Origin of the sequence: Streptomyces sp. NPDC101237, from assembly GCF_044767465.1 — a bacterium.
GTDB classification, from domain to species: domain Bacteria; phylum Actinomycetota; class Actinomycetes; order Streptomycetales; family Streptomycetaceae; genus Streptomyces; species Streptomyces gramineus.
Genome location: NZ_JBIWNY010000016.1, coordinates 1 through 15,742, shown reverse-complemented (window position 1 = coordinate 15,742; position 15,742 = coordinate 1). Strand labels below are relative to the sequence as shown.

At 70.9% G+C, this 15,742-nt stretch carries 11 protein-coding genes and 1 pseudogene; 11 read left to right on the top strand and 1 reads right to left on the bottom strand.

Features of this window, described 5'->3' with window-relative positions; genetic code table 11:
- Positions 1–19: 19 nt before the first annotated feature.
- Positions 20–967: a hypothetical protein gene (locus ACIRQ9_RS24015; RefSeq protein WP_404176978.1), complete on the bottom strand. Its 948-nt coding sequence runs from the start codon at positions 965–967 to the stop codon at positions 20–22.
- A gap of 729 nt (positions 968–1,696) precedes the next feature.
- On the opposite strand from ACIRQ9_RS24015, the gene uvrC reads away from it, so the two are divergent.
- The 11 genes and pseudogenes from uvrC to ACIRQ9_RS23960 form a co-directional block, all read left to right on the top strand.
- Positions 1,697–3,832 carry an excinuclease ABC subunit UvrC gene (gene uvrC, locus ACIRQ9_RS24010; protein WP_404176975.1) on the top strand — a complete coding sequence of 712 codons (2,136 nt, stop codon included), beginning with the start codon at positions 1,697–1,699 and terminating at the stop codon, positions 3,830–3,832.
- Positions 3,829–4,869 carry an RNase adapter RapZ gene (rapZ, locus tag ACIRQ9_RS24005; RefSeq protein WP_404176973.1) on the top strand — a complete coding sequence of 347 codons (1,041 nt, stop codon included), beginning with the start codon at positions 3,829–3,831 and terminating at the stop codon, positions 4,867–4,869. The genes uvrC and rapZ overlap by 4 nt, the downstream gene beginning before the upstream one ends.
- On the top strand, positions 4,866–5,933 hold the full coding sequence (gene yvcK / locus ACIRQ9_RS24000; RefSeq protein WP_404176970.1) for a uridine diphosphate-N-acetylglucosamine-binding protein YvcK: 1,068 nt from the start codon (positions 4,866–4,868) through the stop codon (positions 5,931–5,933). The genes rapZ and yvcK overlap by 4 nt, the downstream gene beginning before the upstream one ends.
- Positions 5,924–6,913 (top strand): DNA-binding protein WhiA, encoded by a 990-nt coding sequence (whiA, locus tag ACIRQ9_RS23995; protein WP_404176967.1) that lies wholly within the window; start codon positions 5,924–5,926, stop codon positions 6,911–6,913. The genes yvcK and whiA overlap by 10 nt, the downstream gene beginning before the upstream one ends.
- Before the next feature lie 167 nt (positions 6,914–7,080).
- Complete coding sequence (locus tag ACIRQ9_RS23990) at positions 7,081–10,035, top strand: M14 family zinc carboxypeptidase (protein WP_404176964.1); 2,955 nt, start codon at positions 7,081–7,083, stop codon at positions 10,033–10,035.
- A 274-nt stretch (positions 10,036–10,309) separates the two neighbouring features.
- Positions 10,310–11,320 (top strand): type I glyceraldehyde-3-phosphate dehydrogenase, encoded by a 1,011-nt coding sequence (gene gap, locus ACIRQ9_RS23985; protein ID WP_404176962.1) that lies wholly within the window; start codon positions 10,310–10,312, stop codon positions 11,318–11,320.
- Between the two features lie 152 nt (positions 11,321–11,472).
- On the top strand, positions 11,473–12,684 hold the full coding sequence (locus ACIRQ9_RS23980; protein WP_404176959.1) for a phosphoglycerate kinase: 1,212 nt from the start codon (positions 11,473–11,475) through the stop codon (positions 12,682–12,684).
- Between the two features lie 6 nt (positions 12,685–12,690).
- Positions 12,691–13,467, top strand: a complete 777-nt coding sequence (gene tpiA, locus ACIRQ9_RS23975) for a triose-phosphate isomerase (RefSeq protein ID WP_404176956.1) — start codon at positions 12,691–12,693, stop codon at positions 13,465–13,467.
- Positions 13,468–13,603: 136 nt separating this feature from the next.
- A complete protein-coding gene (secG, locus tag ACIRQ9_RS23970; RefSeq protein WP_404176953.1) occupies positions 13,604–13,840 on the top strand; it encodes a preprotein translocase subunit SecG in 237 nt (78 codons plus the stop codon).
- Between the two features lie 210 nt (positions 13,841–14,050).
- Entirely contained in the window at positions 14,051–14,386 is a 336-nt protein-coding gene (locus tag ACIRQ9_RS23965; RefSeq protein WP_078856302.1) for an RNA polymerase-binding protein RbpA, read from the top strand.
- Positions 14,387–14,768: 382 nt separating this feature from the next.
- Positions 14,769–15,742, top strand: a pseudogene (locus ACIRQ9_RS23960) (glucose-6-phosphate isomerase); the annotation flags it as partial.

The window sequence follows — 15,742 nt, the reverse complement described above, 5'->3', positions numbered from 1 at the left end:
GGACCGGCCCGCCACCGGATCAGTCCCAGTCCCAGCCGATCCCGAGCAGCCCCGGCCGCACCCGGGGCTCGACCAGGTGGACCGAGCGGTGCAGCCCGCTCAGCGGAAGGGCCTGCCGGCCGCTGCGCGGTGCCGCGGCGGAGTGCTGCGCGAACCGGTGGCAGTGCGCCGGAAGCACCTCGGCGGTGAACCGCACCTGAAGGGTGTACTGGCCGCCGGGAAAGCCGAAGTCCCGGGTGTACTCGCGGGAGACACCCGCCGTGCCGTCCTCCACGGCGTAGCGGAAGAGGAAGGTGTCACCGGGCCGCAGGCGGGTGCCGAAGAGGAGTTCGGCGACGAGCAGCCCGGTCTCCGGATCCGAACGGACCCGTCCGGTACGGCAGTTCTCCAGGGCACGCACGGTCATGTGCTGCGGTGCGCAGCCGGGGTCGCCGTGGTGCACGGCCACGAAGCGGTCGACGCCGTCCCGGTGGGCCCGCACGATGTGCTGGGACTCGCGGGACGCCAGCTCGCGGTGGGCACCGATCCGCACCCGCTCGTGGTGTCCCAGGGTGTGCAGACCGCCGTCGAGGGACCAGCCGAGCTCGGCCTGCAGCCGGTCCAGGACGTCGGAGGCCTCGATCAGGGAGCGGTAGGAACGGGCGGCCGGGCGGCGCTCGGCGGCGCCCTGGTCGGCGTCGGCGAGCAGCCGGATCAGGGACTCGTCCGGCAGCTGGAGTATCTCCTCCAGCGCGCGGACGGCCCGCAGCGATTCCGGGCGCTGCGGGCGGCGGGCTCCCTGCTGCCAGTAGCTCAGGCTGGTGACACCCACTTTGACCCCGTAGCGCGAGAGGTGGTGCTGCACCCGCTGGAGCGGCAGCCCACGGGCGGCGATCGCGGCGCGCAGGGCCACATGGAAGGGGCCGCCGCGCAGGGCCGAGTCCAGTTCCGCGGTGGCGACGTCCGCGTGCTGTGTGCCGTGCCGCATGCAGGAGGGCCTTTCTCTTGGGGGTCACCACGGCTGGTCAGGCCGGTGGCGCGGGTCCGGGGCCACCCCGTCGACGTCGGGGCGGCCACACGTGAGTACGCCGCGCCGCAGGCCGCTGCTCACGGCCCCGAGTTCCCCCGCATTGAAGCGTGTTGACCAATCCCCGACAACACCTTCGCGCCCCCGAGGGCGCCCACCTGGCCGAGGCATGACCCCGGCGCCGGACGGATCATGCGGGGGAGAGGTTGCCGCGGCTGCCCGGGGGAGCGGGGGCGTGAGCGCACGCGGGGTGCCGATTTGCGGAGGAAGCCGCGCAAGGTCCGTCGCGATCGATGCCGCGGTTCCGCGGAGGCACCGGGCTGCCGCGGGCGGCGCCGGGGCCAGGGGAGTGCCGGGACGGGGCCCGGCGCCACCGAGGTGGCCGATTCCGCGATCCGCTCGCTCCCGTCAGGCCGAACCGTCCCCTCTGGTCCCGGCGAGTCTCCCGTTCCGGCCGAACCGTCCCCTCCGGTCCCGGCGAGCCTCCCGTCCCGGCCAAACGGTCCCCTCCGGTCCCCGCCGAGCCTTCCGTCCCGCCGAACCGTCCCCCCCTCCCTTCTCTCCCGTCCCGCTCCGGAACGCGCCCCCAGGTCACCAGCGCCGAGCCGGCGGATCCAGCGGCCCCGCCGGCCCTCCGGGCTTGTCCACAGGCTCGTCGCGGTGTCGGCTTGCGCCAGTAGGGTGTGAGACATGGCCGACCCCTCCAGCTACCGCCCCAAGCCGGGACAGATCCCGGACTCTCCCGGGGTGTACAGGTTCCGCGACGAGCACCGCCGGGTGATCTACGTCGGGAAGGCGAAGAGCCTGCGCCAGCGCCTGGCGAACTACTTCCAGGACCTCGCCGGCCTGCACCCCCGCACCCGGACGATGGTCACCACCGCGGCGTCCGTGGAGTGGACCGTGGTGTCCACGGAGGTCGAGGCGCTCCAGCTGGAGTACACCTGGATCAAGGAGTACGACCCCCGGTTCAACGTCAAGTACCGCGACGACAAGAGCTACCCCTACCTCGCGGTGACGATGAACGAGGAGTTCCCGCGGGTCCAGGTGATGCGCGGTCACAAGAAGAAGGGCGTCCGCTACTTCGGGCCGTACGGTCACGCCTGGGCCATCCGGGACACCGTCGACCTGCTGCTGCGCGTCTTCCCGGTGCGCACCTGCTCCGCCGGGGTGTTCAAGAACGCCGCCCGCACCGGCCGCCCCTGTCTGCTCGGCTACATCGGCAAGTGCTCCGCCCCCTGCGTGGGCCGGATCTCCCCCGAGGACCACCGCGACCTGGCCGAGGACTTCTGCGACTTCATGGCCGGCCGCACCGGCACCTACCTCCGCCGTCTGGAGCGGCAGATGACGGAGGCCGCCGAGGAGATGGAGTACGAGCGGGCCGCCCGGCTCCGCGACGACATCGGGGCCCTGAGGAAGGCCATGGAGAAGAGCGCGGTCGTGCTCGCGGACGCGACCGACGCCGACCTGATCGCGGTCGCCGAGGACGAGCTGGAAGCGGCCCTGCAGATCTTCCACGTGCGCGGCGGACGGGTGCGCGGCCAGCGCGGCTGGGTGACGGACAAGGTCGAGGACGTGACGACCGCGGCGCTCGTCGAGCACGCCCTCCAGCAGCTCTACGGCGAGGAGAGCGGCGACGCCGTGCCCAAGGAGGTGCTGGTCCCGGCCCTGCCCGAGCCGGTCGAGCCGGTCCAGGAGTGGCTCGCCGGCCGCCGCGGGTCCAATGTCTCGCTGCGCATCCCGCAGCGCGGTGACAAGAAGGCGCTGATGGAGACCGTGCAGCGCAACGCCCAGCAGGCGCTCGCCCTGCACAAGACGAAGCGCGCCTCCGACCTGACCACCCGCTCCCGGGCCCTGGAGGAGATCGCCGACGCCCTGGACCTGGACAGCGCCCCGCTGCGCATCGAGTGCTACGACATCTCGCATCTCCAGGGCGACGACGTCGTGGCCTCCATGGTCGTCTTCGAGGACGGCCTGGTGCGCAAGAGCGAGTACCGCCGCTTCCAGATCAAGGGCTTCGCCGGCCAGGACGACGTGCGCTCCATGCACGAGGTGATCACCCGCCGCTTCCGCCGCTACCTCGCCGAGAAGGAGAAGACCGGCGAATGGCCGGAGGAGGACGGCACCGCGAGCCCGCTCACGGACCCCGGCACGGCCGCCCCCGACGCCGCCCCTGTCATCGCCCCCGACGATGACGCCGACGACGGCCAGGACAACGGGTTCAAGGACGACGACGGCCGTCCCCGGAAGTTCGCCTACCCGCCCCAGCTCGTGGTCGTCGACGGCGGTCAGCCCCAGGTCGCGGCCGCCAAGCGGGCGCTCGACGAACTGGGGATCGACGACATCGCCGTCTGCGGCCTCGCCAAGCGCCTCGAAGAGGTCTGGCTGCCCGAGGACGACGACCCCGTGGTCCTGCCCCGCAGCAGCGAGGGCCTCTACCTGCTCCAGCGCGTCCGTGACGAGGCGCACCGCTTCGCGATCACCTACCAGCGTGCCAAGCGCGCCAAGCGGTTCCGTTCCGGACCGCTGGACGACGTACCGGGCCTCGGTGAGACGCGCAAACAGGCGTTGATCAAGCATTTCGGCTCGGTGAAGAAGCTGCGGTCCGCCACAATCGAGCAGATCCAGGAGGTGCCCGGGATAGGCCGCAAGACGGCCGAGACCATTGCCGCGGCCCTCGCCCAGGCGGCCCCGGCCGCACCCGCGGTGAACACGGCCACCGGAGAGATCATGGATGACAGCGAGGACGAGGCGCCCGGGACGACGGCGGACGCCTCGGGGGAGCCCGTAGCCGCGGGCGCCCCGGACGATCGGGGGCAGGAGAGATGACCGAGCACGACGCAGACCACACGGCCCGGCGAGATCCGGCGTCCGGCGAGACGCGGGGCCCCGGCGGGGCAGCGCACAATGAAGCGGGTCAGGACCAGCCGCAGCAGGCGGAGGCGGTCCAGGAAAACGGAGCAGACGTGAGTACGGATGCCACACCGGGCGGGGTGCCCGAGGCGGCCATCCCCGAGCTGGTGATCATCTCGGGCATGTCGGGGGCGGGCCGGTCGACGGCGGCCAAATGTCTGGAGGACCTCGGCTGGTTCGTCGTGGACAACCTCCCGCCGGCCCTCATCCCCACCATGGTCGAGCTGGGCGCCCGTTCCCAGGGCAACGTGGCCCGGATCGCGGTCGTCGTCGACGTGCGCGGCCGACGCTTCTTCGACAACCTGCGCGAGTCCCTCGCCGACCTCGACAGCCGGGGCGTCACCCGCCGGATCGTCTTCCTGGAGTCCTCGGACGACGCGCTGGTCCGCCGCTTCGAGTCGGTGCGCCGCCCGCACCCCCTCCAGGGCGACGGCCGGATCGTGGACGGCATCGCCGCCGAACGCGAACTGCTGCGCGAGCTGCGCGGCGACGCCGACCTGGTGATCGACACCTCCAGCCTGAACGTGCACGAGCTGCGCGCCAAGATGGACGCCCAGTTCGCCGGCGAGGAGGAGCCCGAGCTGCGGGCCACCGTGATGTCGTTCGGCTTCAAGTACGGCCTGCCCGTCGATGCCGACCTGGTCGCCGACATGCGGTTCCTGCCCAACCCGCACTGGGTGCCGGAGCTGCGCCCGTACACCGGCCTCAACGAGGAGGTGTCGGCGTACGTCTTCAACCAGCCGGGCGCCAAGGAGTTCCTCGACCGGTACGCGGAGCTGCTGCGGCTGATCGCGACCGGCTACCGGCGCGAGGGCAAGCGGTACGTGACCATCGCCATCGGCTGCACGGGCGGCAAGCACCGCTCGGTCGCCGTCTCCGAGAAACTCGCCGCCCGTCTGGCCGCCGAGGGAGTGGAGACCGTAGTCGTGCACCGGGACATGGGGCGCGAGTGACCGGACGTTCTCCTCGGCTGACGCGGCTGCGCCGGGTCGTGCCCGAGTCCCGCTCGGGCCGCCCCGTCGAGGCCCGCGGTGCCCGGCCGCGCCGCCGGGGCGCCCAGCCCAAGGTGGTCGCGCTGGGCGGCGGCATGGGCCTGTCGGCCTCGCTCGCCGCGCTGCGCCGGATCACCGGCGATCTCACCGCCGTCGTCACCGTGGCCGACGACGGCGGTTCCAGCGGGCGTCTGCGGGACGAACTCGGTGTGCTTCCTCCGGGTGATCTGCGCAAGGCCCTCGCCGCGCTGTGCGGTGACGACGACTGGGGCCAGACCTGGGCCCGCGTCATCCAGCACCGCTTCCAGTCCAAGGGCGACCTGCACGAGCACGCCGTCGGCAATCTGCTGATCGTCGCCCTGTGGGAACAGCTCGGCGACCACGTCCAGGCGCTGGACCTGGTCGGCAGGCTGCTCGGCGCGCACGGGCGGGTGCTGCCCATGTCCGCCGTGCCGCTGGAGCTGCAGGCCCTGGTCAAGGGGCATGATCCGGCGCGGCCGGAGGAGGTGGACATCGTCCGGGGACAGGCCACGGTGGCGCTGACCCCCGGCGAGGTGCAGTCCGTGCACCTGGTGCCGCACGGCCCGCCGGCCGTGCCGGAGGCCGTCGCGGCGGTGCTGGACGCGGACTGGGTGGTGCTGGGCCCGGGGTCCTGGTTCTCCTCGGTGATCCCGCACCTGCTGGTGCCCGATCTCCTCGACGCGCTCACCGAGACGAAGGCCCGCAAGGTCCTGTCGCTGAACCTCGCGCCGCAGCCGGGTGAAACCGAAGGCTTCTCCCCGCAGCGTCATTTGGAGGTTTTGGGCCGACACGCCCCTAAACTCGCCCTGGACGTGGTGCTGGCCGACGAGGCCGCCGTGCCCGACCGCGACTCGCTCACCGAAGCCGCCAAGCGGCTGGGAGCCGCGGTCGAGCTGGGCCCCGTGGCCCGGACCGACGGATCACCCCGGCATGATCCGGAGCTGTTGGCCGCCGCGTACGACCGTATTTTTCGGATGCATGGAAGGATCGGCCCATGGCGATGACGGCAGCGGTGAAGGACGAGATCTCCCGGCTACCCGTCACCCGGACCTGCTGCCGGAAGGCCGAGGTCTCCGCCATTCTGCGGTTCGCGGGCGGCCTCCACCTGGTGAGCGGGCGCATCGTGATCGAGGCGGAGCTGGACACCGCGATGGCGGCCCGGCGCCTCAAGCGGGACATCCTGGAGATCTTCGGACACAGTTCCGAGCTGATCGTGATGGCTCCCGGCGGGCTGCGCCGCGGCTCGCGGTACGTGGTGCGCGTGGTGGCGGGCGGTGACCAGCTGGCCCGCCAGACCGGTCTGGTGGACGGGCGGGGGCGCCCGATCCGGGGCCTGCCCCCGCAGGTGGTCTCCGGGGCGACCTGTGACGCGGAGGCGGCCTGGCGCGGCGCCTTCCTGGCGCACGGCTCGCTGACCGAGCCCGGTCGGTCCTCCTCCCTTGAGGTGACCTGCCCCGGACCGGAGGCCGCGCTCGCGCTGGTCGGCGCGGCCCGCAGGCTCTCCATCGCCGCGAAGGCCCGCGAGGTGCGCGGGGTGGACCGGGTGGTCGTCCGGGACGGTGACGCGATCGGCGCCCTGCTGACCCGCCTCGGCGCGCACGAGTCGGTGCTGGCCTGGGAGGAGCGCCGGATGCGCCGCGAGGTGCGGGCCACCGCGAACCGCCTCGCCAACTTCGACGACGCCAACCTGCGCCGCTCCGCGCGCGCGGCCGTCGCCGCCGGCGCCCGGGTCCAGCGGGCCCTGGAGATCCTCGCCGACGAGGTGCCCGAGCACCTGGCCGCCGCCGGCCGGCTGCGGATGGAGCACAAGCAGGCCTCTCTGGAGGAGCTGGGCGCGCTCGCCGATCCGCCGCTCACCAAGGACGCCGTCGCGGGCCGGATCCGCCGCCTGCTGGCGATGGCCGACAAGCGCGCGTCCGATCTGGGCATCCCGGGCACCGAGGCCAACCTCAGCGACGAGATGGCCGACAACCTCGCAGGCTGAATCACCGTCAGCAGCGCGGTGCCGACGGCCCTCTGGTCGTCGGCACCGCGGTTTGCATCTCTTTTAGGCCACCATGAACTGTCTGTGAGGCGCCCTTGACTCGATCATGGAGTGTCATGAGCCTGGCAGATGGCCGCCGCCGTGGCGGACCAGTGCTAGGGGGGTTCATGAGACACAGAGCGAGATCGATCCTCGCTGTCGGCGCGCTCCTGATCGGCGGAGCCGCGCTCGCACCCGTGGCCCAGGCGCAGACCGGGAGTTCGGCCAAGCCCGACCCCGACGAGGTCAAGGTCTTCCGCGCCGACGTCACCAAAAAGCAGATTCCCCTGCTGCTCAAGGCCGGCCAGGACGGCCACGAGCTCGGCGACCAGGTCACCGGATCCGGCAGGACCCAGGTCGAGCTCTACCTCACCGACGGGCAGGCCCGGACGCTGGAGAAGCAGGGCGTCGGCCTCACCGAGCACACGTTGTCGGCCAAGGCCGCGAACCGGGTCGCCGACGCCTCCCAGGGCGTGTTCCGCCCGTACGGCGGCAGCGGCGGGCTCAAGGAGGAGATCCTGCGGACCGCGCAGGCCAACCCCGGCCTCACCAAGGTCGAGTCCATCGGCAGGACGATCGACGGCCAGGACATCCTCGCCCTCAAACTGACCAAGGGCGCGAAGAGCTCCAAGGACGGGTCGAAGCCGTCCGTGCTGTACGTGTCCAACCAGCACGCCCGCGAGTGGATCACGCCGGAGATGACCCGCCGGCTGATGCACTACTACCTGGACCACTACCGCACCGACAAGCGCGTCAAGAAGATCGTCGACTCGACCGAGCTGTGGTTCGTGCCGTCCGCCAACCCCGACGGCTACGACTACACCTTCCAGAACCCCGACACCCGGCTGTGGCGCAAGAACCTGCGGGACGTCAACGGCGACGGTGTCATCAGCACGGGTGACGGCGTCGACCTCAACCGCAACTTCGGCTACAAGTGGGGCTACGACGACGAGGGTTCCTCGCCCAACCCCACCAGCGAGACCTACCGCGGCGCGCGCCCCGAGTCCGAGCCCGAGACCAAGGCGCTGGACCGCTTCGAGAAGCGCGTCGGGTTCACGTACGGCATCAACTACCACTCCGCCGCCGAACTCCTGCTCTACGGGGTCGGCTGGCAGGTGGCCACGCCCACCCCGGACGACGTCCTCTACAAGGCGCTGGCCGGCACCCCGGACAACCCGGCGATCCCCGGCTACCACTCGCAGGTCTCCTCGGAGCTGTACACCACCAACGGCGAGGCGGACGGCCACGCGTCGAACGTCAACGGCATGGCGATGTTCACCCCCGAGATGTCGACCTGCCAGACCGCCTCGGACATCGACCCGAACGACGCCTGGAACGCGGCCGACTGCCAGTCGGTCTTCAACTTCCCCGACGACGAGAAGCTGATCCAGGACGAGTTCGCGAAGAACGTCCCCTTCGCGCTCTCCGTCGCCGAGACCGCCGCCCACCCGGACCGGCCGGTCTCCGCGGTCGGCCTGAGCGCCGCCGACTTCACCCCGGCCACGTTCTCCACGTCGTACGCGCGCGGCGCCGACCAGGAGGTCTCCGTCGTCGTCCGCAAGGCGGTCCGTGACAAGGAGCTGAGGTACCGCGTCGGCGGCGGCCGCACGCACGTCACGTCGCTCCGGCACTGGAAGGGCGGCGACACCTACGGCGGCGAGGACGACCTCTACTTCGACGAGTACCGGGCCAAGGTGAGGGGCGGCGACCCGGGCGACAAGGTCGAGGTCTGGTTCACCGGCGAGGCGAAGGGCGGCAGGAAGGTCTCCAGCTCGCACTTCACCTACACCGTGGCCCGGCTGTCCGGCGCGGACACCCTGGTGGTCGCCGAGGAGGGCGCCAGGGCCGCGCAGGCGCAGACCTACGTCGACGCGCTGAGGGCCGCCGGCCGCAAGGCGGTCGTCTGGGACGTCGCCACCCAGGGTGTGCCCGACGCGCTCGGCGTGCTGAAGCACTTCAGGACGGTCGTGCACTACTCGGGCACGAGCGGCCCGGGCAACGACACCCAGCTCCAGTTGCGGGCCTACCTCAACGAGGGCGGCAAGCTGATCGAGGCGGGCGAACTGGCCGGCGGCAGCGTCGACCTCGGCGACGGCACCCCGTCCAACGACTTCAGCCAGTACTACCTGGGCGCCTACTCCCGCTCCTCGACCCCCGGCGCCACCGGCTTCACCGGCTCCGGCGCGCTGGCCGGCTCCGGCGGCGCCCTCAGCGGCACCTCCGCCAACCCGCTGGACAAGGCCGGGACCTACGCGGTCACCTCCGACGAGCTCCCCGCCGCCACCTACCCGCAGTTCGCCAGCGCGGGCGCGGGCCGGTTCGCGGGCACCGTCAACCCGTACGGGCCGTACACGGGGTCGTACATGGCCGCCGCGGTCCACACCGACGACTCCTACAAGCGCCTCACCCGCACCATCGACCTCACCGGTGTCACCGCGGCCGACCAGCCGGCCCTGAGCGCCCGGCTGCTGTGGGACACCGAGCCCGGCTACGACCACGCGATCCTCGAGGCGCACACCGTGGGCGCCGACGACTGGACGACGCTGCCCGAGGCGGGCGGCGCCACCCGCGACACCGTGCCGAGCGAGTGCGGCGCCGGGTTCCTGATCGCCGAGCACCCCTGGCTCAAGCACTACCTGACCATCGGCGACAACCGGTGCACCGCGAGCGGCACCACCGGTTCCTGGCACAGCTTCACCGGCAGTTCCCCGGGCTGGCAGCCGGTGAAGTTCGACCTGAGCGCCTACGCCGGGCGGACCGTCGAGGTCTCCCTCGCCTACGTCACCGACCCGAGCAGCGGCGGACATGGCGTCCTCCTCGACGACACCGCGCTGCTGACCGGCTCCACGGCCACCCAGACCGAGGGGTTCGAGACCTCCTTCGGCCCCTGGACCGTCAGCGGGCCGCCGCCGGGCAGCCCGGCCGTCCTCAAGGACTGGGAGCGCACCGGCGCTCTGTTCCAGACGTACGGAGCCGTCTCCACCGACCGTACGGTGCTGCTCGGTTTCGGCCTGGAACAGGTCACCTCGGCCGCCGATCGCGCCGCCTTGGTGAAGAAGGCGTTGACAGCACTCGACAACTGACCCCGTCCGCACTCGACATGTGAGCCGACCCGCTCACGAACGAGTGACAACGGCCTGAAAAGCGGTCAGCATTCCGTGGCAAAACGGCATCATACGGCCCCCGATCCGAGACGGTCCGTACCCCTACTGGCGGGTACGGACCGCCTCGCCGCGTATGAGGCATCTGGATGTCACCACGGGCGCCTCAGGGAGGTAGGGTCGTGGGTGGTCGGGGACATCCCAAATACAGCTCGCCGGCACCGCATGGCCGGCGTACCAACGAGGAGATCGGTTCGTGACGATCCGCGTAGGCATCAACGGCTTCGGCCGTATTGGTCGCAACTACTTCCGCGCTCTGCTGGAGCAGGGTGCTGACATCGAGATCGTGGCTGTCAACGACCTGGGTGACACCGCGACCACCGCCCACCTGCTCAAGTACGACACGATCCTTGGGCGTCTGAAGGCCGAGGTGTCGCACACCGCCGACACCATCACGGTCGACGGCCACACCATCAAGGTCCTGTCCGAGCGCAACCCCTCCGACATCCCGTGGGGCGAGCTGGGCGTCGACATCGTCATCGAGTCGACCGGCATCTTCACCAAGAAGGAGGACGCCGCCAAGCACATCGCCGGCGGCGCCAAGAAGGTCCTCATCTCGGCTCCGGCCAAGGACGAGGACATCACCATCGTGATGGGCGTCAACCAGGACAAGTACGACCCGGCGCAGCACCACGTCATCTCCAACGCCTCCTGCACCACCAACTGCGTGGCGCCGATGGCGAAGGTCCTCGACGAGAACTTCGGCATCGTCAAGGGTCTGATGACCACGGTGCACGCGTACACGAACGACCAGCGGATCCTGGACTTCCCGCACAAGGACCTGCGCCGCGCGCGTGCCGCCGCCGAGAACATCATCCCGACCACCACCGGTGCCGCCAAGGCCACCGCGCTGGTCCTGCCGCAGCTCAAGGGCAAGCTCGACGGCATCGCGATGCGCGTCCCGGTCCCGACCGGCTCGGCCACCGACCTGGTCGTGACGCTGCAGCGCGAGGTCACCAAGGACGAGGTCAACGCCGCGTTCAAGAAGGCCTCCGAGGACGGCGACCTGGCGGGCTACCTGGCGTACACCGAGGACGAGATCGTCTCCTCGGACATCGTCGGCGACCCGGCCTCCTGCACCTTCGACTCCTCCCTGACCATGGTCCAGGAGGGCAACACGGTGAAGATCCTCGGCTGGTACGACAACGAGTGGGGCTACTCCAACCGCCTCGTCGACCTCACGGTCTTCGTCGGCAACCAGCTCTGATCGGCCGAGCAGGCACCTCGATGCGGTAGCAGGGCTCGGGCAGCGCACGGTCGCGCCGCCCGAGCCCTGACGCGCGTAAGGATCGACCCGGCGGCTACGGTTCGATCAGCCCTCGTCCGATCACGAGCCCTCCTGTAGGAGTCCCCATCACCATGAAGACGATCGACGAACTCCTCGGCGAAGGGGTCGACGGCAAGCGGGTCTTCGTCCGCGCCGACCTCAACGTGCCGATGTCCGAAGGACTCATCACCGACGACGGCCGTATCCGCGCCGTCCTGCCCACCGTCAAGGCGCTGGCCGACGCGGGCGCCAAGGTGGTCGTCGCCTCCCACCTGGGCCGCCCCAAGGGTGCCCCGGACCCCAAGTTCTCCCTGCTCCAGGCCGCCGAGCGGCTCGCCGAACTCCTCGGCGCCCCGGTCGCCTTCGCCCAGGACACCGTCGGCCCCGCCGCCCACGACGCGGTGAACGGCCTGCAGCCCGGCCAGGTCGCCGTCATCGAGAACCTGCGCTTCAACGCGGGCGAGACCTCGAAGGACGACACCGAGCGCGGCGAGTTCGCCGACCAGCTGGCCGCCCTCGCCGACGTCTACGTCGGCGACGGCTTCGGCGCGGTGCACCGCAAGCACGCCTCCGTCTACGACCTCCCGGCCCGGCTGCCGCACTACGCCGGCTACCTGATCGCCACCGAGGTCGGCGTCCTGAAGAAGCTCACCGAGGACGTCAAGCGTCCCTACGTGGTGGTCCTCGGCGGCGCCAAGGTCTCCGACAAGCTCGCCGTCATCGACCAGCTGCTCGGCAAGGCCGACCGGATCCTGGTCGGCGGCGGGATGGTCTACACCTTCCTGAAGGCCAAGGGGTACGAGGTCGGCAGCTCCCTCCTCCAGGAGGACCAGCTCGCCACCGTCACCGAGTACCTGGAGCGCGCGGAGAAGACCGGCGTGGAGATCGTCCTGCCCGTCGACACCCTGGTCGCTCCCGAGTTCCCGGACCTGTCGGGCAAGACCCCGTCCCAGCCGAGCACGGTCGCCGCGGACGCCATGCCGGCCGGCCAGATGGGCCTGGACATCGGCCCGGAGACCAGCAAGCTGTACGCCTCGAAGCTCGCCGACGCCGCCACCGTCTTCTGGAACGGCCCCATGGGCGTCTTCGAGCACCCCGACTACGCCGGGGGCACCCGGGCCGTCGCCCAGGCTCTCGTCGAGTCCAAGGGTTTCACCGTCGTCGGCGGCGGTGACTCCGCAGCCGCCGTGCGCATCCTCGGCTTCGACGAGAACGCGTTCGGACACATCTCGACCGGTGGCGGCGCCTCCCTCGAATACCTCGAGGGCAAGACGCTCCCCGGCCTCGCCGCACTGGAGGACTGACCCCGCATGACCACTCGCACGCCGATCATGGCGGGCAACTGGAAGATGAACCTCAACCACCTCGAGGCCATCGCGCACGTCCAGAAGCTCGCCTTCGCCCTGGCCGACAAGGACTACGAGGCCGTCGAGGTCGCCGTCCTGCCGCCCTTCACCGACCTGCGTTCCGTGCAGACCCTGGTCGACGGCGACAAGCTCAAGATCAAGTACGGTGCCCAGGACCTGTCGGCGCACGACTCCGGCGCCTACACCGGCGAGATCTCCGGCCCCATGCTGGCCAAGCTGAAGTGCACGTACGTGGTCGTCGGCCACTCCGAGCGCCGGCAGTACCACGCCGAGACCGACGAGCTCGTGAACGCCAAGGTCAAGGCCGCCTACAAGCACGGCCTCACCCCGATCCTGTGCGTCGGCGAGGAGCTGGAGGTCCGCGAGGCGGGCAACCATGTCGACCACACCCTCGCCCAGGTCGAGGGCGGTCTCAAGGACGTCCCGGCCGAGCAGGCCGAGTCCGTCGTGATCGCCTACGAGCCCGTCTGGGCCATCGGCACCGGCAAGGTCTGCGGCGCCGCGGACGCCCAGGAGGTCTGCGCCGCGATCCGCGCCAAGCTCGCCGAGCTGTACGGCCAGGAGCTGGCCGACCAGGTCCGCGTCCAGTACGGCGGCTCCGTCAAGGCCGGCAACGTGGCCGAGATCATGGCGCAGGCCGACATCGACGGCGCGCTGGTGGGCGGCGCCTCGCTGGACGCCGACGAATTCGTCAAGATCGTGCGCTTCCGCGACCAGTGAGCAGACCCGCGAGTAGGCGGTAGCGGCGATCCGTCGTACCCTTGCGGGGCCGAAACTGTTACCAGGAGCGCGTTCGGGGCTCCGGTCCCGGTTCCGGTCCCGCAGTCCATCCGTATCCGAGGAAGTTGGTCCAGCCGTGGTTCTGGGGTTCTCGATCGCCCTGATCGTCTTCAGCCTGCTGATGATGCTGCTGGTGCTGATGCACAAGGGCAAGGGCGGCGGCCTGTCCGACATGTTCGGTGGCGGCATGCAGTCCTCCGTCGGCGGCTCCTCGGTCGCCGAGCGGAACCTGGACCGGATCACCGTGGTGATCGGTCTGCTGTGGTTCGCGTGCATCATCGTCCTCGGCATGCTGATGAAGGCGAACAGCTGAGCCGCGACACGCACACACGCACAATCCGCACGTAAGGCCCCATGTTCGGTACGCGCACCTGAGCGCGGCCTATCATGGGGCTTGCGTCTAGGTGCGGGGGCGGTAACTCCCAACACTGGACGCGCGTTGGGCCTTACGTAGACTGAGGCGCTCGCAACGAGGCGACACGCCGACTCGCTTCGCGGCACCATCACGCAGGGAGTTACGACCGTGGCAAGTGGCAACGCGATCCGAGGTAGCCGGGTCGGGGCGGGGCCGATGGGCGAGGCCGAGCGCGGCGAGTCCGCGCCGCGTCTGCGCATCTCCTTCTGGTGCTCCAACGGGCACGAGACGCAGCCGAGCTTCGCCAGCGACGCGCAGGTGCCCGAGACCTGGGACTGCCCGCGCTGTGGCTTCCCGGCCGGTCAGGACCGGGAGAACCCGCCGGACCCGCCGCGCACCGAGCCGTACAAGACGCACCTCGCGTACGTGCGGGAGCGGCGCAGCGACGCGGACGGCGAGGCGATCCTCGCCGAGGCGCTCGCCAAACTGCGCGGCGAGATCTAGGAGTTGAGAACCGGCCGGGTGCCCGAGGGCGCCTGGCCGGAGCTGTTCCGGCGGCCGGACCCCGGCCGCCGCTCCGGCCTGCGCGCACCGGTCACCGCCGCCGCGCCACGCCGGTACGACGACGCGCGTCCGAGCCGGAGCCCGGCCGGACCGCCGCCGCCTTCCCGGCCCCTTCCGCGCCGGACCCGCCCCACACCGCGAGCCGCCGTCCCGCCGGATCCTGCCGTCATCTCGTTGACACCCGTGCGCCGGCCGGACGTACCTGTTGTTGCGCCGCGGGACGGCGCGACGTCAGGCCGCCTCCCCTGCTGATCAACTAGGTTGGAACAGCAGTGGCGCAGGTGCTCCAGGACAGGTGCAAGGAAGAAGGCTGAAGTCGTACATGAACGCAGACGGCCGTACCAGGCTCAACCAGACGCCCGAGTGGACCGCGCTCGCCCGGCACCGGGAGGAGCTCGCCGGCACCCACCTGCGGGACCTGTTCGCCGCCGACCCGGCGCGCGGCACGGGCTACACCCTCCAGGTCGGTGACCTCCACATCGACTACTCGAAGCACCTGGTCACCGACGAGACGCTGCGGCTGCTGCGCGAGCTGGCCGCCGCCACCGACGTGTCCGGGCTGCGGGACGCGATGTTCCGCGGCGAGAAGATCAACGTCACCGAGGGGCGGGCGGTGCTGCACACCGCGCTGCGTGCGCCGCGGGACGCGGTCGTCGAGGTCGACGGCGAGAACGTCGTACCGCAGGTGCACGCGGTCCTGGACAAGATGAGCGGCTTCGCCGACCGGGTCCGCTCGGGCGAGTGGACCGGCCACACCGGCAAGCGCATCAGGAACGTCGTCAACATCGGCATCGGCGGCTCCGACCTCGGCCCCGCCATGGCCTACGAGGCCCTGCGCAGCTTCACCGACCGCGATCTCACGGTCCGGTTCGTGTCCAACGTGGACGGCGCCGACCTGCATGAGGCGACCCACGACCTGGACGCGGCCGAGACGCTGTTCATCGTCGCCTCGAAGACCTTCACCACGATCGAGACGATCACCAACGCCACCTCGGCCCGCAACTGGCTGCTCGGCGAGCTGAAGGCCGGTCAGGACGCCGTCGCCCGGCACTTCGTGGCCCTGTCCACGAACGCCGAGAAGGTCACGGACTTCGGCATCGACCCGGAGAACATGTTCGAGTTCTGGGACTGGGTCGGCGGCCGCTACTCCTACGACTCCGCCATCGGCCTCTCGCTGATGATCGCGATCGGCCCGGACCGCTTCCGGGAGATGCTCGACGGCTTCCACCTGATGGACGAGCACTTCCGCACCGCGCCCGCCGAGGCCAACGCGCCGCTGCTGCTGGGCCTGCTGGG

Bases quoted from the DNA above. Each gene is read 5' to 3' on its own strand.
- ACIRQ9_RS24015 (WP_404176978.1), bottom strand. From the start codon at position 967: ATGCGGCACGGCACACAGCACGCGGACGTCGCCACCGCGGAACTGGAC.
- uvrC (WP_404176975.1), top strand. From the start codon at position 1,697: ATGGCCGACCCCTCCAGCTACCGCCCCAAGCCGGGACAGATCCCGGAC.
- rapZ (WP_404176973.1), top strand. From the start codon at position 3,829: ATGACCGAGCACGACGCAGACCACACGGCCCGGCGAGATCCGGCGTCC.
- whiA (WP_404176967.1), top strand. From the start codon at position 5,924: ATGGCGATGACGGCAGCGGTGAAGGACGAGATCTCCCGGCTACCCGTC.
- ACIRQ9_RS23990 (WP_404176964.1), top strand. From the start codon at position 7,081: ATGAGACACAGAGCGAGATCGATCCTCGCTGTCGGCGCGCTCCTGATC.
- ACIRQ9_RS23980 (WP_404176959.1), top strand. From the start codon at position 11,473: ATGAAGACGATCGACGAACTCCTCGGCGAAGGGGTCGACGGCAAGCGG.
- tpiA (WP_404176956.1), top strand. From the start codon at position 12,691: ATGACCACTCGCACGCCGATCATGGCGGGCAACTGGAAGATGAACCTC.